Here is a 21816-nt window from a genome sequence, read left to right on the forward strand (position 1 = left end):
CTGCTCGGTCTCCCCGACAGGCATATTCAAGCCGCCACCACCGTCACCGGTACGCCATTGAGCGCCGCGTTGCCCGACAGCTCGTCGAGCTGGCATTCATCGGTCAGGTCGTTGGCGCTCGACCCCGGCTGACCACTGGCAATCGCCATCTGCACGCCCGGGCGCGCGTGCCCCCAGCCATGGGGCAGGCTGACCACGCCTTTCATCATGTCCAGGCTGCCGAGCACCTCCACTTCGATCTGTCCGACCCGCGAACTGACGCGCACCAATTGCCCGTCGTCGAGTCCGCGACTCGCCAGATCGTCCGGGTGCATCAGCAGTTGATGACGCGGCTTGCCCTTCACCAGACGATGGTAATTGTGCATCCACGAATTGTTGCTGCGCACATGGCGCCGGCCGATCATCAACAGCTCATCGGCTGCCGGTGCCTGCAAGGCCGCAAAGCGTGCGAGATCAGCGAGGATCTCCGGCGGCGCAGCCTGCACCCGTTGATCTGGCGTCTTGAGGCGGGCGGCAAGATTCGGTTTCAACGCCCCAAGATCAATCCCGTGCGGATGATCGAACAATGTCGCCAACGACAGCTTCCGATCGGACGTATCGCCATACAGCCCCATGCGCAGGCCCATATCGATCATCTTCGCCGGCGGCAGGGTCGGCTTCAGTTCCTTGCCGGTCTTTTCGGCAAAGGCTTTGGCCAGGCCGACGAAGATCTCCCAATCGTGCAACGCCCCCTCGGGCTTGGCGAGAATCGCCCGGTTGAAGCGAGTGACGTTGCGCACCGCGAACAGGTTGAACGTAGTGTCGTAGTGATCGTTCTCCAGCGCCGAGGTCGACGGCAGGATCAGGTCGGCGTAACGCGTGGTTTCGTTGATGTACAGGTCGATGCTGAGCATGAACTCCAGACCGTCCAGCGCCTGCTCCAGTTGCCGGCCGTTGGGCGTCGACAACACCGGATTGCCGGCCACCGTGATCAGCGCGCGAATCTGCCCTTCGCCTTCGGTGAGCATCTCTTCGGCCAGCGCCGACACCGGCAGTTCGCCGCCGTATTCGGGCCGTCCGGACACCCGGCTCTGCCATTTGTTGAAATGCCCGCCCGAGGTCGACGCCACCAGATCCACCGCCGGCTCGGTGCACAACGCGCCGCCCACCCGGTCAAGGTTGCCGGTGACCAGATTGATCAACTGCACCACCCAATGACACAAGGTGCCGAACGCCTGGGTCGAAACGCCCATACGCCCGTAGCACACCGCACTCGAGGCGGCAGCGAAATCCCGCGCCAGTTGGCGGATCTGCTCGGCCGGCACCGCACACAGCGGACTCATGGCTTCGGCGGTGAAGGTTGCGACGGCTGCGCGCACTTCATCAAGGCCATCAACCGGCAAGTGGCTGTCACGGGTCAGGCCTTCGCTGAACAAGGTGTTGAGCACCCCGAACAACAACGCCGCGTCGCCACCGGGCCGCACGAACAGGTGCTGATCGGCGATGGCCGCCGTTTCGCTGCGCCGTGGATCGACCACCACCACTTTGCCGCCGCGGGCCTGAATCGCCTTCAGGCGTTTCTCGACATCCGGCACGGTCATGATGCTGCCGTTGGACGCCAGCGGGTTGCCGCCGAGGATCAACATGAAATCGGTGTGATCGATGTCCGGGATCGGCAGCAGCAAGCCATGGCCGTACATCAGGTAACTGCTCAGGTGATGCGGCAACTGATCGACCGAAGTCGCCGAGAAGCGATTGCGCGTCTTCAGCAGGCCGAGAAAGTAGTTGCTGTGAGTCATCAGCCCATAGTTGTGCACGCTCGGGTTGCCCTGGTAGACCGCCACCGCATTCTGCCCGTGACGCTCCTGAATCGTCGCCAGACGCTCGGCCACCAGTGCAAAGGCCTCGTCCCACTCGATCGGCAGCCATTCGCTGCCGACCCGGCGCATCGGCTGACGCAGGCGATCGGGGTCATTCTGGATGTCTTGCAGGGCCACGGCCTTGGGGCAGATGTGCCCGCGACTGAAGGTGTCGAGCGCGTCACCCTTGATCGAGGTGATCGCAACGTTGCCATCGGTTTCGGTGGTCTCGATGGTCAGGCCGCAAATGGCTTCACACAGGTGGCAGGCACGGTGATGGAGAGTCTTGGTCATGGCCAGTCTCTGTCTTGTTCTGGGCAGGCAACGGGCATGCCTGCGGGAACAAAACTATGGCCCCCGCGCAGATCCTGCGCCAGCGACGTTTGTCCTGTGAATCGACGGTTATCAGGCGAGCCGATAAGCCGCCATGATCAATTCGACGGCAGCTGCGGCGGCGCGGCCAGCTGAATTTCCTGAATGGTTTCGATCTGCTCGTGGGCGACGTGCACGCCGGTGAGTTCGCCGATCAGTCGCCAGTGCTCGTCGAGCCCGGCACTGATGGTCGCCATGCGATCGATCATGTGACGGCCGGCGGTCTTGACCACTTCGTCTTCGCTGCGCAGCAGTTCGAAGGACATTGAAGTCACCGACGCGGTGAGATGGGTCAATGAGCGAGCCGTGTGACCCAGCAGTTCCATTAACAGTTTTTCTTTCGATTCCATGCGGAGGCTTCCTGCGTCGCTCGAAACTTATTTATAACCCAGCACTTTGCTTTAGCAAATGTTTCAGTCCGAGCATCCGACCAAGTGATGGCATGGCGCCACGGTCGTAAACCGACTCAGGCGACTCGATCCCCGCCACACTCGATTGCCAAGCCCTGCAAGGCCGGTGTACAAAGAGCCTCGCTGCGGCCTTGAACCGGTCTTCATATGTCCGCCAGCAAGATACGAAACATCCTCCGAGTCCCGCAAAATCCGTAGCCTATTGGCGTAACGCGACATTTAGTGTCAATATCGCGCCTTCCCCTATTTCGTCGCCCCGTGCGGCTTACGCCGCAGGTCTCGTCCGTTGTTCCGTTAAACAAGGCTTTGAGCATCTGCGGTTTGTAACAAAAAGGTAGTCAATGATGAGCGCAAGGCACTTTCTCTCCCTGATGGATTGCACGCCCGAAGAGCTGGTCAGCGTGATCCGTCGAGGCGTTGAGCTCAAGGACCTGCGTAACCGCGGCGTACTGTTCGAGCCGCTGAAAAACCGCGTCCTGGGGATGATCTTCGAGAAATCCTCGACCCGTACCCGGATCTCCTTCGAGGCCGGCATGATCCAGCTCGGTGGCCAGGCGATCTTCCTGTCGCCGCGTGACACCCAACTGGGCCGTGGCGAACCGATTGGCGACTGCGCCATCGTCATGTCGAGCATGCTCGATGCGGTGATGATCCGTACCTTTGCCCACAGCACCCTGACCGAATTCGCCGCCAACTCGCGCGTGCCGGTGATCAACGGCCTGTCCGATGACCTGCACCCGTGCCAGTTGCTGGCCGACATGCAGACCTTCCTCGAACACCGTGGCTCGATTCAGGGCAAGACCGTGGCGTGGATCGGCGACGGCAACAACATGTGCAACAGCTATATAGAAGCGGCGATCCAGTTCGACTTCCAGTTGCGCGTTGCCTGCCCGCAAGGCTACGAGCCCAATCCTGAGTTCGTCGCCCGCGCCGGCGATCGCGTGACCATCGTCCGTGATCCGCAAGACGCTGTGCGCGGTGCGCACCTGGTGAGCACTGACGTCTGGACTTCGATGGGTCAGGAAGAGGAAACTGCCAAGCGCCTGAAGCTGTTTGCACCGTTCCAGGTGACCCGCGCCCTGCTCGATCTGGCGGCTGAAGATGTGCTGTTCATGCACTGCCTGCCAGCGCACCGCGGTGAAGAAATCAGCCTCGACCTGCTCGATGACCCGCGCTCCGTTGCCTGGGATCAGGCAGAAAACCGTCTCCACGCACAGAAGGCCCTGCTCGAGTTCCTCGTCGAACCGGCATATCACCACGCATGAGTCATGAATTACTGCTGAACCTGCGCAACCTCGCTTGCGGCTACCAAGATCAACGCGTGGTGCAGAACCTCAATCTGCACCTCAACGCCGGCGACATCGGCTGCCTGCTCGGCTCGTCGGGCTGCGGCAAGACCACCACCCTGCGCGCGATTGCCGGTTTTGAACCGGTGCACGAAGGGGAAATCACTCTGGGCGGCGAAACCATTTCCAGCGCCGGTTTCACTCTGGCCCCGGAGAAACGCCGAATCGGCATGGTGTTCCAGGACTACGCACTGTTCCCGCACCTCAGCGTCGCGGACAACATCGCCTTCGGCATCCGCAAGCACCCGAACAAGGCGCGCGTTACCGAAGAGCTGCTGGAACTGGTCAACCTGAAGAACCTCGGCAAACGCTTCCCGCACGAGCTCTCCGGCGGCCAGCAACAACGCGTCGCCCTCGCCCGCGCCCTGGCGCCGGAACCGCAACTGCTGCTGCTCGACGAACCGTTCTCCAACCTCGATGGCGAACTGCGGCGCAAGCTCAGCCACGAAGTGCGCGACATTCTCAAGGCCCGTGGCACCAGTGCGATTCTAGTGACCCACGACCAGGAAGAAGCCTTCGCCGTGAGCGATCACGTTGGCGTATTCAAGGAAGGTCGGCTGGAACAGTGGGACACACCCTACAATCTCTACCACGAGCCGGCGACGCCGTTTGTAGCCAGTTTCATTGGTCAGGGTTATTTCATTCGCGGCCAGCTCGGCAGCCCGGAATCGGTGCAGACCGAACTCGGCGAACTGCGCGGCAACCGGGCCTATACCTGGCCAGTGGGCGGCGCGGTGGATGTGTTGCTGCGTCCGGATGACATCGTTTATGCGCCGGACAGTGGGTTGAAAGCACGCATTGTCGGCAAGACCTTCCTCGGTGCCTCGACCCTGTATCGCCTGCAACTGCCGACCGGCGCGCAGCTGGAATCGATCTTCCCCAGCCATGCCGACCATCAGGTGGGCGCGGATGTCGGGATCCGGGTTGCTGCAGAACACCTGGTCCTGTTCCAGGCATCGGGCAGCACCGCCGCACAAATCCCGGCAGTGGAAAACGGCGTCCGCCGCTACAGCACCGCCCTCTGATCAAACAGAACATCGGAGTGTGGAGGTTTTTTGTGGTGAGGGGATTTATCCCCGATGGGGCGCGAAGCGGCCCTTTAGCCTGCACCGCGGAGTGCCTGGCACTGTGCAAGTAATGGTTTGGGGCTGCTGCTCAGTCCATCGGGGATAAATCCCCTCACTACAAAGGCTCACTCCAACAAAGTTTTGCGTTAACCGAGGATCAGCGTGCCGCTGGCAACCAGCGTCGCATTGCCGCCGATCTTCACCCGCTCCCCCTCCAGCCGACAGAACAACTCCCCGCCCCGCGCCGAACGCTGGCACGCGGTCAAGCTGGATTTGCCCATACGTTTCGACCAGTACGGAATCAGGCTGCAATGCGTCGAGCCGGTCACCGGATCTTCGTTGATGCCGATTGCCGGGGCGAAATAACGCGAGACAAAATCATGCTGATTGCCGCGCGCTGTCACGATGGCGCCAAGCCACGGCAGTTTCGCCAGCGCGACCATGTCCGGTGTGCAGTCGAGCACTGCCTGCTCCGACTCCAGTACCACGAACAACTCGTTGGAACCGAGCACATCCACCGCCTCGACACCCAGCGCCCGCTCGACATCCAGCGTCACGCCAATCGCTGATGGCACGATCGACGGAAAGTCCAGCCACAGGCGATCGCCTTCGCGGCTGACGCTCAACGGCCCGGACTTGCAGGTGAAGTCCAGACGCTCGACGTTTTCCTTGTAGACCTCGAACAACACGTAGGCACTGGCCAGCGTCGCATGCCCGCACAACGGCACTTCGGTAGTCGGAGTGAACCAGCGGATGTGCCACGCGGCGCCTTCGCGCACCACGAACGCGGTTTCCGCCAGATTGTGTTCGGCGGCGATCTTCTGCATCAACTCATCCGCAAGCCATGCGTCGAGCCGATACACCATCGCCGGATTGCCACTGAACGGTCGATCACTGAACGCGTCGACCTGATGAAACTCAAGCTGCATAACCTTCTCCCTAAGTCCGTCGGCAGAGCATGCGGCGCTGGCCGGATCAGCGCCAGTGACAGAACCGGCCAATTTTCTTCATACAGAATTCAGCGTTACACCCGACCGATGTCGGCAAATTTGCCCTGGGTGTGCTCGGCGAGTACGGCGGGCGCCAACTCGACCTCCAGGCCGCGTCGGCCAGCACTGACATAAATAGTCGCAAAACCCTGAGCCGAGTTATCGATGAAGGTGCGCAGACGCTTCTTCTGCCCCAGCGGACTGATCCCGCCCAGCAGGTAACCGGTGGAGCGCTGCGCCGCCGCCGGGTCAGCCATTTCGACTTTCTTCACGCCCGCCGCGTGAGCCAGCCCCTTGAGATCAAGGCTTCCGACGACCGGTACCACCGCCACCAGCAATTCACCTTTTTCGCTGGCAGCGAGCAACGTCTTGAACACCTGCGCCGGCTCCAGCGCCAGTTTCTCTGCGGCCTCCAGCCCGTAGGACGCAGCCTTTGGGTCATGTTCGTAACTGTGCACGCGATGTTCGGCACGAACTTTTTTCAACAAGTCCAACGCAGGGGTCATGGCAGCTCCAGGCTCGGCATCAACAGAAAAATCCTGCGCCGGATTCTAGGTCATCACAGCGCAAAAGGCTCTAGCGCAAGCCCCGTTTTCCGGGCTTTGCGCGTGAGCCGCCAGGCTATCGCCGCCGCCATCGGCAGGACCATTCAGCAGGTTGATAGTTGAATTGTGACCGATGGTTCACTTTCGACCTTTGACAGGTTTGTTTCTTGTCTATATTTTTTCGAATCTGAATAATGTAAGAATTATCGTCACCGCAGCACCCAGCAGTAAACCGGAAACAGGATGGGGATCCTGCCCCGGGGAAAATCGCGCCTTGCCCTGACGGCAAACGCGCCAGACAACAACAAAAACCGAGGTTTTCAATGACAACTGCTTTACAGCAACCATCGCTTTCCGGCCAATGCCTGGCCGAGTTTCTGGGGACTGCACTTCTGATCTTTTTCGGCACCGGCTGTGTCGCCGCGCTCAAAGTCGCGGGCGCCAGCTTCGGCTTGTGGGAAATCAGCATCATCTGGGGCGTCGGAGTGAGCATGGCGATCTACCTGACCGCCGGTGTTTCCGGCGCGCACCTGAACCCTGCCGTGAGTATCGCCCTGAGCATTTTCGCCGACTTCGAAAAGCGCAAACTGCCGTTCTATATCCTGTCGCAGATCGCTGGCGCCTTCTGTGGCGCGCTGTTGGTTTACACGCTGTACAGCAATCTATTCTTCGATTACGAACAAACCCATCACATGGTGCGTGGCACCGCCGCCAGCCTCGAATTGGCCTCGGTGTTCTCGACGTTCCCCAATCCAGTGCTGTCCACCGCCCAGGCGTTCCTGGTCGAGATGATCATCACCGCAATCCTGATGGGCGTGATCATGGCCCTGACCGACGACAACAACGGTCTGCCGAAAGGCCCGATGGCCCCGCTGCTGATCGGTTTTCTGATTGCCGTGATCGGCAGTTCGATGGGCCCGCTGACCGGTTTTGCGATGAACCCGGCCCGTGACTTCGGTCCGAAACTGATGACTTTCTTCGCCGGCTGGGGTGAAATTTCCTTCACTGGCGGCCGCGATATTCCGTACTTCCTGATACCGATTTTTGCACCGATTGTCGGTGCCTGCCTCGGCGCTGCCGGGTATCGCGGGCTCATTGCCCGTCACCTGACCGGCGCCACACCTGCTACAAAGGATGCAGAACCGGCCATTGACGGCAAACCAAGAACTTCTTGAAACAGTCGGCGCGGGCTCCTGCCCATTTAGAACCCGCGCCACGGCCCACTCTCCCTTATTTCGTCCAAGGCAATCGACATGACCGACATTCAGAATAAGAACTACATCATTGCCCTCGATCAGGGTACGACCAGCTCCCGCGCGATCATCTTCGACCGCGACGCGAACGTGGTCTGCACCGCCCAGCGCGAATTTGCCCAGCATTACCCGCAAGCCGGTTGGGTCGAACACGATCCGATGGAAATCTTTGCCACCCAGAGCGCGGTGATGGTCGAAGCGCTGGCCCAGGCCGGTCTGCATCACGATCAAGTCGCCGCCATCGGTATCACCAACCAGCGTGAAACCACCGTGGTCTGGGACAAGACCACTGGCCGTCCGGTGTACAACGCCATCGTCTGGCAGTGCCGCCGCAGCACCGAGATCTGCCAGCAGCTCAAGCGCGATGGCCATGAAGACTACATCCGCGACAACACCGGTCTGGTCACCGACCCGTACTTCTCCGGCACCAAACTGAAGTGGATCCTCGACAACGTCGAAGGCAGCCGCGAACGTGCGCGCAACGGCGAACTGCTGTTCGGCACCGTCGACAGCTGGCTGATCTGGAAATTCACCGGCGGCAAAGTGCACGTCACCGACTACACCAACGCCTCGCGCACCATGCTCTTCAACATCCACTCGCTGGAATGGGATTCGAAGATGCTGGAAATCCTCGACATCCCGCGGGAGATGCTTCCGGAAGTGAAAGCGTCTTCGGAAATCTACGGTCGCACCAAAAGCGGGATCGCCATCGGCGGGATCGCCGGTGACCAGCAAGCGGCACTGTTCGGCCAGATGTGCGTCGAGCCGGGCCAGGCAAAAAACACCTACGGCACTGGCTGCTTCCTGCTGATGAACACCGGCGACAAAGCGGTGAAATCGCAGCACGGCATGCTCACCACCATCGCTTGCGGCCCGCGTGGCGAAGTGGCTTACGCCCTGGAAGGCGCAGTCTTCAACGGTGGCTCGACCGTGCAGTGGCTGCGCGATGAACTGAAGATCGTCAACGACGCTCATGACACCGAATACTTCGCCAATAAAGTGAAGGACAGCAACGGTGTGTACCTGGTACCGGCGTTCACCGGTCTGGGCGCTCCCTACTGGGACCCGTATGCCCGTGGCGCACTGTTCGGCCTGACGCGCGGCGTACGCGTGGATCACATCATCCGCGCCGCGCTGGAATCGATCGCCTACCAGACCCGCGATGTGCTCGACGCCATGCAACAGGACTCCGGTGAACGCCTCAAGGCCTTGCGCGTGGACGGCGGCGCGGTGGCGAACAACTTCCTCATGCAGTTCCAGGCCGACATCCTCGGCACCCAGGTCGAGCGCCCGCAAATGCGCGAAACCACGGCACTGGGCGCGGCGTATCTGGCCGGTCTGGCGTGCGGTTTCTGGGGCAGCCTGGAAGAACTGCGCGGCAAAGCGGTAATCGAGCGCGAGTTCGAACCGAGCCTGGACGAAGTCGAGAAAGAGAAACTGTACAAAGGCTGGAAAAAAGCCGTCAGCCGCACCCGCGACTGGGCGCGTGAAGACGCTGAATAAGCCAGTCTGAGGACTGACTTAAGCTGTCCAAACAGCGTGAAAGCGTAGCGAGCGAAGGCAAGACAAGGCAAAAACAGGCGAGGACGCGGAGTTTACGGGTTTGTAAATGAGCAGTCCGAGCCTGTTTTTAACGCAGGATTGCCGAGCGCAGTAGCTTTCACGTTGTTTGGAAACTGGTCGGGAGGAGATTCCTGCGTCATCATGGGCAAATTTTGCACGGCAGCCCAAAGGAAGCCCCATGAATCTGCCTCCCCGTCAGCAGCAAATCCTCGAGCTGGTCCGCGAACGCGGCTATGTGAGCATCGAGGAAATGGCCACGCTGTTCGTTGTCACCCCGCAAACCATCCGCCGCGACATCAATCAGCTCGCGGAAGCCAATCTGTTGCGTCGCTACCATGGCGGCGCGGCCTACGATTCCAGCGTCGAAAACACCGCCTATGCGATGCGCGCCGATCAGATGCGCGACGAAAAACAACGCATCGGCGAAGCCATCGCCGCGCAGATCCCCGATCACGCTTCGCTGTTCATCAACATCGGCACCACCACCGAATCGATTGCCCGCGCCCTGCTCAATCACAACCATCTGAAGATCATCACCAACAACCTGCACGTCGCCTCGATGCTCAGTGCCAAGGATGATTTCGATGTGCTGCTGACCGGCGGCAACGTGCGCCGTGACGGCGGCGTGGTGGGTCAGGCGAGTGTGGATTTCATCAATCAGTTCAAGGTCGATTTTGCGCTGGTGGGCATCAGCGGCATCGACGAAGACGGCAGCCTGCTCGACTTCGATTATCAGGAAGTGCGCGTGTCGCAAGCGATCATCGCCAACGCGCGGCAGGTGATTCTGGCGGCGGACTCCAGCAAGTTCGGGCGTAACGCGATGATCCGCCTCGGTCCGATCAGCCTGATTGACTGCCTGGTGACCGATCAGCAACCCGTGCCGGCGCTGGCGCAGTTGCTGAGCCAGCACAAGATTCGTCTGGAAGTCGTTTAACCCCGTCGACATTCCCCTGTGGCCAGGGGATTTATCCCCGATGGGCTGCGAAGCAGTCCCAAAACCACCCAATGCGGTGTGCCTGATATCCAACATTGAGGGGCCGCTATGCGGCCCATCGGGGATAAATCCCCTCGCCACAGAGAGCATCCCTGCCTCAATAATGTTCGAAAATTTTCTTTTAGCCGCCCTTCGATGAGTTTTTTCAATCGAAGGCGACTGGCTGCGCGCGTCTTTATGGGCTACCATTTTCGCAAATGAACATTTATGTTCGATTTCCAAGACAGAAAATCAAAAGAGCCCGAGGCCAGCCGATGTCCACCTCTACCTTGCGTACGCCCCCGATTGCCGAGATTTACGATGTTGCCGTGATTGGCGGCGGGATCAATGGCGTGGGGATTGCAGCGGATGCCGCCGGTCGCGGTCTTTCGGTGTTCCTTTGCGAAAAGGATGACCTGGCCAGCCACACTTCGTCGGCCAGCAGCAAGCTGATCCACGGTGGCCTGCGCTACCTCGAACATTACGAATTTCGTCTGGTGCGTGAAGCGCTGGCCGAGCGCGAAGTGCTGCTGGCCAAGGCGCCACACATCGTCAAGCCGATGCGATTTGTGCTGCCGCATCGCCCGCACCTGCGTCCGGCGTGGATGATCCGCGCGGGCCTGTTCCTTTATGACAACCTCGGCAAGCGCGAAAAGCTGCCAGGTTCGAAAAGCCTGAAGTTCGGCGCCGACAGCGCACTGAAAAGCGAAATCAAGAAAGGCTTCGAATACTCCGACTGCTGGGTCGATGACGCCCGCCTCGTTGTGTTGAATGCGATGGCTGCCCGTGAACACGGCGCGCATATTCACACCCAGACCCGTTGTGTCAGCGCCCGCCGCGCCAAGGGCCTGTGGCACCTGAACCTGGAACGCGCCGATGGCAGCCTGTTTTCGATCACCGCCAAAGCGCTGGTGAACGCCGCCGGTCCATGGGTCGCCAAGTTCATCCGTGACGACCTGAAGATGGAATCGCCGTACGGCATTCGCCTGATTCAGGGCAGCCACATCATTGTGCCGAAGCTGTACGAAGGCGATCACGCGCATATCCTGCAAAACGAAGATCAGCGCATCGTTTTCACCATTCCGTACCTGAACCACTTCACTCTGATCGGCACCACCGACCGTGAGTACACCGGCGATCCGGCGAAAGTGGCAATCACCGACGGCGAAACCGATTACCTGCTGAAAGTGGTCAACGCCCACTTCAAGAAGCAGATCAGTCGCGACGACATCCAGCACAGCTACTCGGGCGTGCGCCCGCTGTGCAATGACGAATCCGACAACCCGTCGGCCGTAACCCGCGACTACACCCTGGCCCTGTCTGGCGGCGGTGAAGAGGCACCACTGCTGTCGGTGTTCGGTGGCAAGCTGACCACCTACCGCAAGCTCGCAGAGTCGGCGATGGCCCAGTTGATGCCGTACTTCACCCAGATGCGCCCAAGCTGGACCGCTACCGCGACCCTGCCCGGCGGTGAAGACATGACCACCCCGCAAGCCTTGAGCGCACAGATCCGCGACAAGTTCGACTTCGTCCCGAGCGAAATCGCCCGCCGCTGGGCCACCACCTACGGCAGCCGCACCTGGCGCATGCTCGAAGGCGTAGAAACGCTGGCCGACATGGGCGAACACCTCGGCGGCGGGCTCTATACCCGTGAGGTTGACTACCTGTGCAGCGAAGAATGGGCGACCACGGCGCACGATATTCTGTGGCGTCGCAGCAAACTGGGCCTGTTCACCACCCCGGCCGAGCAGGAGAAACTGGCGGCCTACCTGGGCAAGGTCGAGCAGAACCGCAAGACTGAAGCTGCGTGAATTGAACCTCGCTTAAGCGAAAGCCCCTGAATTGAGAGATTCAGGGGCTTTTTGCTGCGTGACTTACTTTGCCTGCCACTAACCCTGTGGCGAGGGGATTTATCCCCGATGGACTGCGAAGCGGTCCTCGCCTTTGCGCTGAAGAAGGCCGCTTCGCGACCTATCGGGGATAAATCCCCTCGCTACAAGGTTATGCGGGTTCGAGCGATCATCAATACGAGGGCAGCGATTAAGGATCGTTCGGATTTCCGAACGCGACCTCCCGGTCAATTCGGATAACCGGATCAGTTTCATCGAAAAACACCGACACAAAACTTTAATCACCTTATAAATCAAGCCATTAGCCACTATCGACTGGTCTGGCACGACTCATGCTCTACACTCTCTCGACGAATGCCTGCCGTGCCAACACTTCAGGAGCCGTCAGGCATTCGAAGCACAAAAGGGCCGACGAACTGGCTCCATAAAAAAAACAATTCGAGGAAAATTTGATGCGCATCGTTCCCCCTATCCTGGGCGCAGCCATTGCGGCCGCTCTGATCAGCACACCAGTTTTCGCCGCCGAACTCACCGGCACCCTGAAGAAAATCAACGATTCCGGCACCATCACCCTCGCTCACCGCGACAGCTCCATCCCGTTTTCCTACATCGCGGATGCTTCCGGCAAGCCAGTGGGCTACTCCCACGACATTCAAGTGGCCATCGTTGAAGCCCTGAAAAAAGACCTGAACAAGCCAGACCTGCAGGTCAAGTACAACCTGGTGACCTCGCAAACCCGTATCCCGCTGATCCAGAACGGCACCGCGGATATCGAGTGCGGCTCTACTACCAACAACGCCGAACGCGCCCAACAGGTCGACTTCACCGTCAACATCTTCGAAATCGGCACTCGTCTGCTGGTCAAGAAAGACAAGGATGGCAACCCGTCCTACAAAGACTTCGCCGATCTCAAGGGCAAAAACGTCGTGACCACCGCTGGCACCACGTCCGAGCGCATCATCAAAGCGATGAACGCCGACAAGCAGATGGGCATGAACATCATCTCCGCCAAGGACCACGGCGAATCCTTCAACATGCTGGAAAGCGGCCGCGCCGTTGCCTTCATGATGGACGACGCCCTGCTGGCCGGTGAAGAAGCCAAGGCCAAGAAGCCGACTGACTGGGTGATCACCGGTACGCCACAGTCCTTCGAAGCCTACGCGTGCATGGTGCGTAAAGACGACCCGGCGTTCAAGAAAGCGGTGGATGACGCCATCGTCGGCCTGTTCAAGTCCGGCGAGATCAACAAGATCTACAGCAAGTGGTTCGAAAGCCCGATCCCACCGAAAGGCCTGAACCTCAACTTCCCGATGAGCGACAAGGTGAAAGAGCTGATCGCCAATCCGAGCGACAAGCCTGCACCTGACGTAAAAATCTGATTCCTGACTAACCTGTCGTCTGAGGGAGCAACCTCCCTCAGACGCCTGTTACTACCTGCTGGCTTTACTGTGGAACACTCGACCAGGCGGTTTCCGAGCCGATCGCGTGTGCCCGACGTTCAACGTCGGACGGGAAAGGATCTTCCCCAAGCGGGTGCTTGTACATCGATCGATTTCGAGGGGAGACCCTAATGAATTACAACTGGGACTGGGGCGTGTTCTTCAAGTCCACCGGCGTGGGCAGCGAGACGTATCTCGACTGGTTCATTTCCGGTCTGGGCTGGACCATTGCCATCGCCGTCGTGGCCTGGATCATCGCTTTGCTGCTGGGCTCCATTCTGGGGGTCATGCGCACCGTGCCGAGCCGCCTCGTGTCGGGCATCGCGACGTGCTACGTCGAGCTGTTTCGCAACGTGCCGCTGCTGGTTCAGCTGTTCATCTGGTACTTCCTGGTGCCCGACCTGCTGCCGCAGAACCTGCAGGACTGGTACAAACAGGATCTGAACCCCACCACCTCGGCCTACCTGAGCGTCGTCGTGTGCCTGGGCCTGTTCACCGCCGCCCGGGTCTGCGAGCAAGTGCGCACCGGTATCCAGGCGCTGCCGCGGGGCCAGGAATCCGCCGCCCGCGCCATGGGTTTCAAGCTGCCGCAGATCTACTGGAACGTGCTGCTGCCCCAGGCCTACCGCATCATCATTCCGCCGCTGACCTCGGAATTCCTCAACGTCTTCAAGAACTCCTCCGTGGCGTCCCTGATCGGCCTGATGGAACTGCTGGCGCAAACCAAACAGACCGCCGAATTCTCGGCCAACCTGTTTGAAGCGTTCACCCTGGCCACGCTGATCTACTTCACCCTGAACATGAGCCTGATGCTGCTGATGCGCATGGTCGAGAAGAAAGTCGCGGTGCCCGGCCTGATCTCCGTGGGGGGTAAATAATGGACTTCGATTTCAGCGGCATCATCCCCGCGATCCCGGGCCTGTGGAACGGCATGCTCATGACCTTGAAGCTCATGCTCATGGGCGTGGTCGGCGGCATCGTGCTCGGTACGATCCTCGCGCTGATGCGCCTGTCGTCCAGCAAACTGCTGTCTCGCGTGGCCGGCGCCTATGTGAACTATTTCCGCTCGATCCCGCTGCTGCTGGTGATCACCTGGTTCTACCTGGCGGTACCGTTCGTGCTGCGCTGGATCACCGGCGAAGACACCCCGATCGGCGCGTTCACGTCCTGCGTCGTGGCCTTCATGATGTTCGAAGCCGCGTACTTCTGTGAAATCGTCCGTGCCGGCGTGCAGTCGATCCCCAAAGGCCAGATGGCCGCTGCACAAGCGATGGGCATGACCTATGGCCAGACCATGCGTCTGATCATCCTGCCCCAGGCGTTCCGCAAGATGACCCCGTTGCTGCTGCAGCAGTCGATCATCCTGTTCCAGGACACCTCGCTGGTCTACACCGTGGGCCTGGTGGACTTCCTCAACTCCGCCCGCTCCAGCGGCGACATCATCGGTCGTTCCAACGAGTTCCTGATCTTTGCCGGTGTCGTTTACTTCATCATCAGCTTTTCCGCCTCGCTGCTGGTCAAGCGTCTGCAAAAAAGGTTTGCCGTATGATCTCCATCAAGAACATCAACAAGTGGTATGGCGACTTCCAGGTGCTGACTGATTGCAGCACCGAGGTCAAGAAAGGCGAAGTGATCGTGGTCTGCGGCCCGTCGGGCTCGGGCAAGTCGACCCTGATCAAATGCGTCAACGCGCTGGAGCCGTTCCAGAAAGGCGACATCGTCGTCGATGGCACCTCGATTGCCGACCCGAAGACCAACCTGCCGAAACTGCGCTCGCGCGTCGGCATGGTGTTCCAGCATTTCGAGCTGTTCCCGCACCTGACCATTACCGAAAACCTGACCATTGCGCAGATCAAGGTATTGGGCCGCAGCAAAGAAGAAGCGACCAAAAAAGGTCTGCAACTGCTGGAACGCGTTGGCCTGTCGGCGCATGCCCACAAGCACCCGGGGCAACTGTCCGGCGGTCAGCAGCAGCGTGTGGCGATTGCCCGCGCGCTGGCGATGGACCCGATCGTCATGCTGTTCGACGAACCGACCTCGGCGCTCGATCCGGAAATGGTCAACGAAGTGCTCGACGTGATGGTGCAACTGGCCCAGGAAGGCATGACCATGATGTGCGTGACCCACGAAATGGGTTTCGCCCGCAAAGTGGCCGACCGGGTGATTTTCATGGATGCCGGCAAGATCATCGAAGACTGCCCGAAAGAGGAGTTTTTCGGCGACATCAGCGCCCGCTCCGAACGCGCGCAGCATTTCCTCGAGAAAATCCTGCAGCACTAAAAGCAACACACTGAACTCTGTGGCGAGGGAGCTTTGTGGCGAGGGGATTTATCCCCGATGGGCCGCGAAGCGGCCCCAACATTTCAAACTCGAACCGCATCTGCCGGTTTGACGACTGCTTCGCAGCCGATCGGGGATAAATCCCCTCGCCACAGGTTCCGCGCTCGAACAAACCAGGATGCTTTAACCATGCTGGTTGACCCAAGGCAACTGTGATGAAATGCGACCCCAATCTCTATCGCGCAGCGCCGCCATCACTTGCCGTGAAGCCTCGTCTGATTCGCCATCTGTTTCTGCCGCCGCTGATCATCGTGCTGATGATCGGACTGGGTTACGCCGGTTTCTGGACCAGTGAACATTTCGGCATCCGCAGCCTCAGCGAAAACGGCCAACGTCAGCTTGAACTGCACGCGCGCACCGTCGAAAGCGAGATCAGCAAATACACCTACCTGCCCAGCCTGCTGGAACTGGAAACCAGCGTCCCGCAATTGCTGGCCGACCCGACCCCGGAACACCGGCAAACGGTCAATGCTTACCTTGAAGGCCTGAACCGGCGCAGCCGCAGTCGGGCCATCTATGTCATGGACACCACCGGCCGCGTGATGGCCACCAGCAACTGGCGCGACGTCGACAGTTACCTCGGTGAAGACCTGTCGTTCCGCGCCTATTTCCAGAAAGCCGTGCGCGGCGAGCCCGGACGTTTCTACGGCATCGGCAGCACCAGCGGCGAACCCGGTTATTACCTGGCCCACGGCCTGGAAGAGCACGGCAAGATCATCGGCGTCGCCGTGGTCAAAGTGCGTCTCGAAGCCCTGGAAGAACGCTGGCAGCGCGCCCGTCTGGAAGCCTTCGTCAGCGACGAGAACGGCATCATCATTCTTTCCAGCGATCCGGCGCGGCGCCTGAAATCGGTGGTCCCGCTGAGCGATGAAACCAAAGAGAAGCTCGCCCGCAGCCTGCAGTATTACTGGTTCCCGCTCAACGAACTGCAACCCCTGGCCCGCGAAACCCTGGCCGAAGGCGTGGAGAAACTGACCTTTCCTGCCAACAGCGAAGTGAGCGCCGATGACGACAGCATCAGCTATCTGGCCCAGACCCGGCCACTGAGCGACACACCGTGGAATTTCACTTTGCTCACGCCGTTGCAGGACCTGCGCCGCGAAGCGATCAACCAAGGCATTCTGGTGGCCGTGGCGTTCGCTCTGGTGGCGTTTTTGCTGATTGCCTGGAACGAGCGGCGCAAGGTCATCGCCACCCGCCTCGCCGCCCGCGAAGCCTTGCAGGAAGCCAACAGTCAACTCGAACGGCGGATCACCGAACGCACCGGCGACCTGCGCGCCAGCAACGAACGCCTCAAGAGCCAGATCCGCGAACGACGGCAGGCCGAAGAAACCCTGCGCCGCGCTCAGGACGAACTGGTGCAGGCCGGCAAACTCGCAGCCATCGGCCAGATGTCGACCAGCATCGCCCACGAATTGAACCAGCCGCTGGCCGCGATGCGCACCCTGTCCGGCAACACCATTCGATTCCTCGAACGCGGCCAGCTCGACGTCGCCAGCACCAACCTCAAGACCATCAATGACCTGATCGACCGCATGGGCCGGATCACTGCCAGCCTGCGCTCGTTCGCCCGACGCGGGGACGACAAGGGCCAGGCCAGTCTCGGCAAAGCGGTGGACGCCGCGCTGCAGGTGCTGGGTGCCAGGGTCGAGAGCGCGTCACTGCAACTGCATCGGCAATTCATCGACGTGCAAGTGCAAATCGACCAGACCCGCCTCGAACAGATTCTGGTCAACCTGATCGGCAATGCCCTCGACGCCATGCAGGCGCAGCCGCAGCCGGAACTGTGGCTGGAGGGTGAAGAATTCAACGGCAAATATCGTCTGCGGGTGCGCGACAACGGCCACGGCGTCGATGCCGAGGCGCGCAAGCATCTGTTCGAGCCGTTCTTCACCACCAAACCCGGCGAACAGGGCCTGGGCCTCGGCCTGACCCTCTCCGCCAGCCTCGCTGCCGCCACCGGCGGGCACCTGGGTGTCGAACATCCGGCCAGCGGTGGCACCACCTTCGTCCTCAGTTTACCGTTGGTAAGCCCTACTCCTGCCGAGCCAATATGAACCACGACCTTAGTGTGCTGATCGTCGAAGACGACCCCCATGTGCTGCTCGGCTGCCAGCAGGCACTGACCCTGGAAGACATTCCCTGCATCGGTGTCGGCAGCGCCGAAGAAGCGCTGGAGCAGGTCGGCGACAACTTCGCCGGCATCGTCATCAGCGACATCCGCCTGCCGGGCATCGATGGCCTGGAGCTGCTGACCCGCCTCAAGCAACGCGACCGCAGTCTGCCGGTGGTGCTGATCACCGGTCATGGTGATATTTCCATGGCGGTCGGTGCGATGCAGAAAGGCGCCTACGATTTCATGGAGAAACCGTTCTCGCCGGAGCGTCTGGTCGACGTCGCCCGCCGCGCACTGGAGCAACGCAGCCTCGCCCGCGAAGTCTCGTCGCTGCGTCGGCAACTGGCCGAACGCGACTCCCTCGAAGGCCGGATCATCGGTCGTTCCCCCGCGATGCAGAACCTGCGCGAGCTGATCGCCAACGTCGCCGACACCTCGGCCAACGTATTGATCGAAGGCGAGACCGGCACCGGCAAGGAACTGGTCGCGCGCTGCCTGCACGATTTCAGCCGCCGCCACACCAAGCAATTCGTCGCGCTGAACTGTGGCGGCCTGCCGGAGAACCTGTTCGAAAGCGAGATTTTCGGCCACGAAGCCAACGCCTTCACCGGTGCCGGCAAACGGCGTATCGGCAAGATCGAACACGCCGACGGCGGCACGCTGTTCCTCGATGAAGTGGAAAGCATGCCGCTGCCGTTGCAGATCAAACTGCTGCGTGTATTGCAGGAACGCACCCTCGAACGCCTCGGCTCGAACCAGAGCGTCGCGGTGGATTGCCGGGTGATTGCGGCGACCAAATCCGACCTCGACCAAGCGAGCAAGGCCGGCGAGTTTCGCAGCGACTTGTACTACCGCCTCAACGTGGTGACGCTGGAACTGCCGCCGCTACGCGAGCGCCGTGAGGACATCCTGCAACTGTTCGAACACTTCACCCAGCAGTCGGCGCTGCGCTTCGACCGCGCGTTGCCCGAGCTGGACAACCAGACCCTGTCGAACCTGATGAGCCACGACTGGCCGGGCAACGTGCGCGAACTGCGTAACGTCGCCGAGCGCTTTGCCCTCGGCCTGCCGGCGTTCAAGAAGTCCGGCGCCAGCAGCGGCGGTCAGGGGCTGGCGTTCGCCGAAGCGGTGGAAGCCTTCGAGCGCAACCTGCTCAACGATGCCTTGCAACGCAGCGGCGGCAACCTGACCCAGGCCAGTCTGGAGCTGGGCATGGCCAAGACCACGCTGTTCGACAAAGTGAAAAAATACGGGTTGAGCCACTGATGGATCTGATTCTCAAAGCCGCCCTCGGCGCAGCAGTGGTGGTGATTCTCGCCGCGCTGTCGAAGACCCGAAACTATTACATCGCCGGGCTGGTGCCGCTGTTTCCGACCTTTGCGCTGATTGCCCACTACATCGTCGGCAAGGGCCGTTCGGTCGATGATCTGAAGGCGACCATCGTGTTCGGCATGTGGTCGATCATTCCGTACTTCATCTATCTGGCGACGCTGTACGTGATGGTTGACCGCATGCGCCTGGAGGCGTCACTGGCGGTGGCGGTTGTCGCGTGGTTGATTGCCGCCAGCGTATTGGTCTCGGTGTGGGTGCGCCTGCACACTTGATCCCTGTAGGAGCTGCCGCAGGCTGCGATCTTTTGATCCTGCTCTTTAAAGGCAAAGATCGCAGCCTGCGGCAGCTCCTACAGGGTTGGTATTCAGTTGTTGACGGTGCCCCGAATTGGCATTCAGTTGTTGACGGTGCCGCCCCGGGTTTCGCTCATGATCTGCCGGATCGCTCCGACAAAGGTGTCCACCGGTTGCCCGCCCGTCACCGCGTACTGACCGTTGAACACCACGGTCGGCACTGAGCTCACGCCGCGTTGCAGCCACAGTTGCTCTTCTTCGCGCACTTCATCGGCAAATTCGTCGCTGGCCAGAATCGCTTCGGCACGCTGTCGATCCAGCCCCACGCTTTCGGCAATCTGCGCCAGTTGCGCATGATCGGACGGATTACCGCCATCCGTGAAATAGGCCTTGAACAACGCTTCTTTCAACGGCAGCTGCACACCTTCCTGCCCGGCCCAATGCAACAGACGATGAGCATCGAAGGTGTTGTAGATGCGGCTGTTACCATCGGTACGAAAGGCGAACCCGACCTCGGCGCCACGGGCACGAATCGCTTCGCGGTTTTTCTGTGACTGCTCCGGGGTCGAGCCGTACTTTTCGCTGATGTGTTCGGTGATGTTCTGCCCGTCCGGGCCCATCTTCGGGTTCAGCTCGAACGGCTGGAAATGAATCTCGGCCTGCACTTCATCGCGCAGAATCTCCAGCGCCTGCAACAAGCCATTCAAACCGACGATGCACCACGGGCAGGAAACGTCGCTGACAAAATCGATTTTCAAAGCGGAACTCATCACACACCTCGCGGACAGAAGTCCGAAAGATACACCTGTAGGAGCTGCCGAAGGCTGCGATCTTTTGATCTTCAAAAGCAAAAGATCGCAGCCTTCGGCAGTTCCTACAGAGAATGCCTGCCAATTTGTGTGCGGGCTTGCTCGCGAAGAGGCCCGAATCAACACCCTTAAAACCTCAGCTACAGCAGGTTGCCGCTCGCCGCCGGTTCGATCTGCGCCCAGTGCGAAGTGTCTTCACGGTGCTGTTGCAAATACGGCAACACCGCTGCCAGCAACGGCGCCTTGAACGCCTCCTGAAAACGATGGGCCAGCCCCGGAATCAGCTTCAACTGACTGCCACGTATATGCGCCGCCAGATGCACGCCGTGCATCACCGGCAACAGCGGATCCGCCGTGCCGTGCACCACCAGGGTCGGCACCCGCAGTTGATTGAGCAACGTCACCCGGCTCGGCTCGGCAAGGATCGCCATGATCTGGCGCTTCACGCCTTCCGGGTTGAACGCCCGGTCGTAGGCCACCGCTGCCTGATGCAGCAACGCCTGCCGGTCATCCGCGACCGCCGGGCTGCCAAGCGCTGCCAGCAGATCGGCCTGCTGCTCCAGTGCCACTTCGCGATTCGGCGCGCCACGCCGCGCCAGCAGTTGCACCAGCGCCGCACTCGGTGCCGGCAAACCTTCGGCGCCGGAACTGGTCATGATCAGTGTCAGACTCTCCACCCGTTGTGGCGCCATTGCCGCCAGGTGCTGGGCGATCATCCCGCCCATACTGGCACCCAGGACGTGAAACTGCTCGATGTGCAGCGCGTCCATCAAACCCAGCGCGTCGTCGGCCATGTCGCTCAGCGAGTACGGTGCCGACACCGGCAATCCGAGCTTGTAGCGCAGCACTTCAAAGGTCAGGTTCGCCTCGGCCGGGGCCTGCCGCCAGGTCGACAGACCGACATCGCGGTTGTCATAGCGGATCACCCGAAAACCCTGCTGACAGAGCGCAACCACCACCTCGTCCGGCCAGTGAATCAACTGGCCGCCCAAACCCATGACCAGCAACAGCGCCGGATCCGAAGCACGGCCGATGCTCTGGTACGCCAGGCTCACCTGGGCCAGATCGACCCGTTCAGTCGGTACATTGACGTCACAACGCGAAGCCGCCATCGACGGCAGGCCGAACAACAGCGCGGCCAACAGAAAAAATAAACGCATGAAGAAACACCGAAACGCAGAACCCCAGTAGAGCGCGAGTCTGATGAAGTTTGTTCAAGCGCGCTGCCACAGTTGCGTGACAGTTTGATGAAGTTTGCCGAGCGGTCATTCTCCGACAACG

19 protein-coding genes are annotated in these 21816 nt (G+C 60.5%); 13 read left to right on the plus strand and 6 right to left on the minus strand.

The window, feature by feature from the left end:
* Positions 1 to 26: 26 nt before the first annotated feature.
* Positions 27 to 2132, minus strand: a complete 2106-nt coding sequence (locus GTQ41_RS21235) for a molybdopterin oxidoreductase family protein (protein ID WP_047296202.1) — start codon at positions 2130 to 2132, stop codon at positions 27 to 29.
* 137 nt (positions 2133 to 2269) lie between these two features.
* Positions 2270 to 2560: a hypothetical protein gene (locus tag GTQ41_RS21240; RefSeq protein ID WP_027612069.1), complete on the minus strand. Its 291-nt coding sequence runs from the start codon at positions 2558 to 2560 to the stop codon at positions 2270 to 2272.
* A 404-nt stretch (positions 2561 to 2964) separates the two neighbouring features.
* Here GTQ41_RS21240 and argF point away from each other — a divergent pair, with 404 nt between their 5' ends.
* Both argF and GTQ41_RS21250 read left to right on the plus strand, forming a co-directional pair.
* Positions 2965 to 3885, plus strand: coding sequence for an ornithine carbamoyltransferase (argF, locus tag GTQ41_RS21245; RefSeq protein WP_047296204.1), 921 nt, complete (start codon positions 2965 to 2967; stop codon positions 3883 to 3885).
* Positions 3882 to 4991 (plus strand): ABC transporter ATP-binding protein, encoded by a 1110-nt coding sequence (locus GTQ41_RS21250; protein WP_047296206.1) that lies wholly within the window; start codon positions 3882 to 3884, stop codon positions 4989 to 4991. Before argF ends, GTQ41_RS21250 begins: the two co-directional genes overlap by 4 nt.
* Before the next feature lie 188 nt (positions 4992 to 5179).
* On the opposite strand, the gene GTQ41_RS21255 is transcribed toward GTQ41_RS21250, so the two are convergent.
* Both GTQ41_RS21255 and ybaK read right to left on the minus strand, forming a co-directional pair.
* Complete coding sequence (locus tag GTQ41_RS21255; protein ID WP_047296208.1) at positions 5180 to 5962, minus strand: PhzF family phenazine biosynthesis protein; 783 nt, start codon at positions 5960 to 5962, stop codon at positions 5180 to 5182.
* A gap of 95 nt (positions 5963 to 6057) precedes the next feature.
* The gene (gene ybaK / locus GTQ41_RS21260) at positions 6058 to 6528 is read right to left on the minus strand and encodes a Cys-tRNA(Pro) deacylase (RefSeq protein ID WP_047296209.1); all 471 of its coding nucleotides are present in this window, start codon (positions 6526 to 6528) and stop codon (positions 6058 to 6060) included.
* 362 nt (positions 6529 to 6890) lie between these two features.
* Between ybaK and GTQ41_RS21265 the strand changes: the two genes are divergently transcribed.
* The 11 genes from GTQ41_RS21265 (at position 6891) to GTQ41_RS21315 (ending at position 19705) form a co-directional block, all read left to right on the plus strand.
* A complete protein-coding gene (locus tag GTQ41_RS21265) occupies positions 6891 to 7742 on the plus strand; it encodes an MIP/aquaporin family protein (RefSeq protein ID WP_047296211.1) in 852 nt (283 codons plus the stop codon).
* Positions 7743 to 7820: 78 nt separating this feature from the next.
* Positions 7821 to 9323 carry a glycerol kinase GlpK gene (gene glpK / locus GTQ41_RS21270; protein WP_047296213.1) on the plus strand — a complete coding sequence of 501 codons (1503 nt, stop codon included), beginning with the start codon at positions 7821 to 7823 and terminating at the stop codon, positions 9321 to 9323.
* Positions 9324 to 9561: 238 nt separating this feature from the next.
* Positions 9562 to 10317: a DeoR/GlpR family transcriptional regulator gene (locus GTQ41_RS21275; protein WP_007916700.1), complete on the plus strand. Its 756-nt coding sequence runs from the start codon at positions 9562 to 9564 to the stop codon at positions 10315 to 10317.
* A gap of 314 nt (positions 10318 to 10631) precedes the next feature.
* Positions 10632 to 12167, plus strand: a complete 1536-nt coding sequence (glpD, locus tag GTQ41_RS21280; protein ID WP_047296214.1) for a glycerol-3-phosphate dehydrogenase — start codon at positions 10632 to 10634, stop codon at positions 12165 to 12167.
* Between the two features lie 491 nt (positions 12168 to 12658).
* On the plus strand, positions 12659 to 13585 hold the full coding sequence (locus tag GTQ41_RS21285; RefSeq protein ID WP_041068338.1) for a glutamate/aspartate ABC transporter substrate-binding protein: 927 nt from the start codon (positions 12659 to 12661) through the stop codon (positions 13583 to 13585).
* A 191-nt stretch (positions 13586 to 13776) separates the two neighbouring features.
* Positions 13777 to 14523: an amino acid ABC transporter permease gene (locus GTQ41_RS21290; RefSeq protein WP_041068336.1), complete on the plus strand. Its 747-nt coding sequence runs from the start codon at positions 13777 to 13779 to the stop codon at positions 14521 to 14523.
* Complete coding sequence (locus GTQ41_RS21295) at positions 14523 to 15194, plus strand: amino acid ABC transporter permease (RefSeq protein WP_047296216.1); 672 nt, start codon at positions 14523 to 14525, stop codon at positions 15192 to 15194. Before GTQ41_RS21290 ends, GTQ41_RS21295 begins: the two co-directional genes overlap by 1 nt.
* Positions 15191 to 15925: an amino acid ABC transporter ATP-binding protein gene (locus GTQ41_RS21300; protein ID WP_042560754.1), complete on the plus strand. Its 735-nt coding sequence runs from the start codon at positions 15191 to 15193 to the stop codon at positions 15923 to 15925. Before GTQ41_RS21295 ends, GTQ41_RS21300 begins: the two co-directional genes overlap by 4 nt.
* A 215-nt stretch (positions 15926 to 16140) precedes the next feature.
* On the plus strand, positions 16141 to 18042 hold the full coding sequence (locus tag GTQ41_RS21305) for a sensor histidine kinase (RefSeq protein ID WP_047296219.1): 1902 nt from the start codon (positions 16141 to 16143) through the stop codon (positions 18040 to 18042).
* Between the two features lie 44 nt (positions 18043 to 18086).
* On the plus strand, positions 18087 to 19367 hold the full coding sequence (locus GTQ41_RS21310; RefSeq protein ID WP_230679393.1) for a sigma-54 dependent transcriptional regulator: 1281 nt from the start codon (positions 18087 to 18089) through the stop codon (positions 19365 to 19367).
* A gap of 8 nt (positions 19368 to 19375) precedes the next feature.
* On the plus strand, positions 19376 to 19705 hold the full coding sequence (locus tag GTQ41_RS21315) for a GlpM family protein (protein WP_179295015.1): 330 nt from the start codon (positions 19376 to 19378) through the stop codon (positions 19703 to 19705).
* A 122-nt stretch (positions 19706 to 19827) separates the two neighbouring features.
* Here GTQ41_RS21315 and GTQ41_RS21320 read toward each other — a convergent pair whose 3' ends face one another.
* The gene (locus tag GTQ41_RS21320) at positions 19828 to 20496 is read right to left on the minus strand and encodes a DsbA family oxidoreductase (protein WP_047296225.1); all 669 of its coding nucleotides are present in this window, start codon (positions 20494 to 20496) and stop codon (positions 19828 to 19830) included.
* 179 nt (positions 20497 to 20675) lie between these two features.
* Positions 20676 to 21695, minus strand: a complete 1020-nt coding sequence (locus GTQ41_RS21325; RefSeq protein ID WP_047296228.1) for an alpha/beta fold hydrolase — start codon at positions 21693 to 21695, stop codon at positions 20676 to 20678.
* Between the last annotated feature and the right edge of the window lie 121 nt (positions 21696 to 21816).

This window comes from Pseudomonas sp. AN-B15 (assembly GCF_019056475.1).
Classification (GTDB): Bacteria; Pseudomonadota; Gammaproteobacteria; order Pseudomonadales; family Pseudomonadaceae; genus Aquipseudomonas; species Aquipseudomonas parakoreensis.

Bases quoted from the DNA above. Each gene is read 5' to 3' on its own strand.
- GTQ41_RS21235 (WP_047296202.1), bottom strand. From the start codon at position 2,132: ATGACCAAGACTCTCCATCACCGTGCCTGCCACCTGTGTGAAGCCATT.
- GTQ41_RS21240 (WP_027612069.1), bottom strand. From the start codon at position 2,560: ATGGAATCGAAAGAAAAACTGTTAATGGAACTGCTGGGTCACACGGCT.
- argF (WP_047296204.1), top strand. From the start codon at position 2,965: ATGAGCGCAAGGCACTTTCTCTCCCTGATGGATTGCACGCCCGAAGAG.
- GTQ41_RS21250 (WP_047296206.1), top strand. From the start codon at position 3,882: ATGAGTCATGAATTACTGCTGAACCTGCGCAACCTCGCTTGCGGCTAC.
- GTQ41_RS21255 (WP_047296208.1), bottom strand. From the start codon at position 5,962: ATGCAGCTTGAGTTTCATCAGGTCGACGCGTTCAGTGATCGACCGTTC.
- ybaK (WP_047296209.1), bottom strand. From the start codon at position 6,528: ATGACCCCTGCGTTGGACTTGTTGAAAAAAGTTCGTGCCGAACATCGC.
- GTQ41_RS21265 (WP_047296211.1), top strand. From the start codon at position 6,891: ATGACAACTGCTTTACAGCAACCATCGCTTTCCGGCCAATGCCTGGCC.
- glpK (WP_047296213.1), top strand. From the start codon at position 7,821: ATGACCGACATTCAGAATAAGAACTACATCATTGCCCTCGATCAGGGT.
- GTQ41_RS21275 (WP_007916700.1), top strand. From the start codon at position 9,562: ATGAATCTGCCTCCCCGTCAGCAGCAAATCCTCGAGCTGGTCCGCGAA.
- glpD (WP_047296214.1), top strand. From the start codon at position 10,632: ATGTCCACCTCTACCTTGCGTACGCCCCCGATTGCCGAGATTTACGAT.
- GTQ41_RS21285 (WP_041068338.1), top strand. From the start codon at position 12,659: ATGCGCATCGTTCCCCCTATCCTGGGCGCAGCCATTGCGGCCGCTCTG.
- GTQ41_RS21290 (WP_041068336.1), top strand. From the start codon at position 13,777: ATGAATTACAACTGGGACTGGGGCGTGTTCTTCAAGTCCACCGGCGTG.
- GTQ41_RS21295 (WP_047296216.1), top strand. From the start codon at position 14,523: ATGGACTTCGATTTCAGCGGCATCATCCCCGCGATCCCGGGCCTGTGG.
- GTQ41_RS21300 (WP_042560754.1), top strand. From the start codon at position 15,191: ATGATCTCCATCAAGAACATCAACAAGTGGTATGGCGACTTCCAGGTG.
- GTQ41_RS21305 (WP_047296219.1), top strand. From the start codon at position 16,141: ATGAAATGCGACCCCAATCTCTATCGCGCAGCGCCGCCATCACTTGCC.
- GTQ41_RS21320 (WP_047296225.1), bottom strand. From the start codon at position 20,496: ATGAGTTCCGCTTTGAAAATCGATTTTGTCAGCGACGTTTCCTGCCCG.
- GTQ41_RS21325 (WP_047296228.1), bottom strand. From the start codon at position 21,695: ATGCGTTTATTTTTTCTGTTGGCCGCGCTGTTGTTCGGCCTGCCGTCG.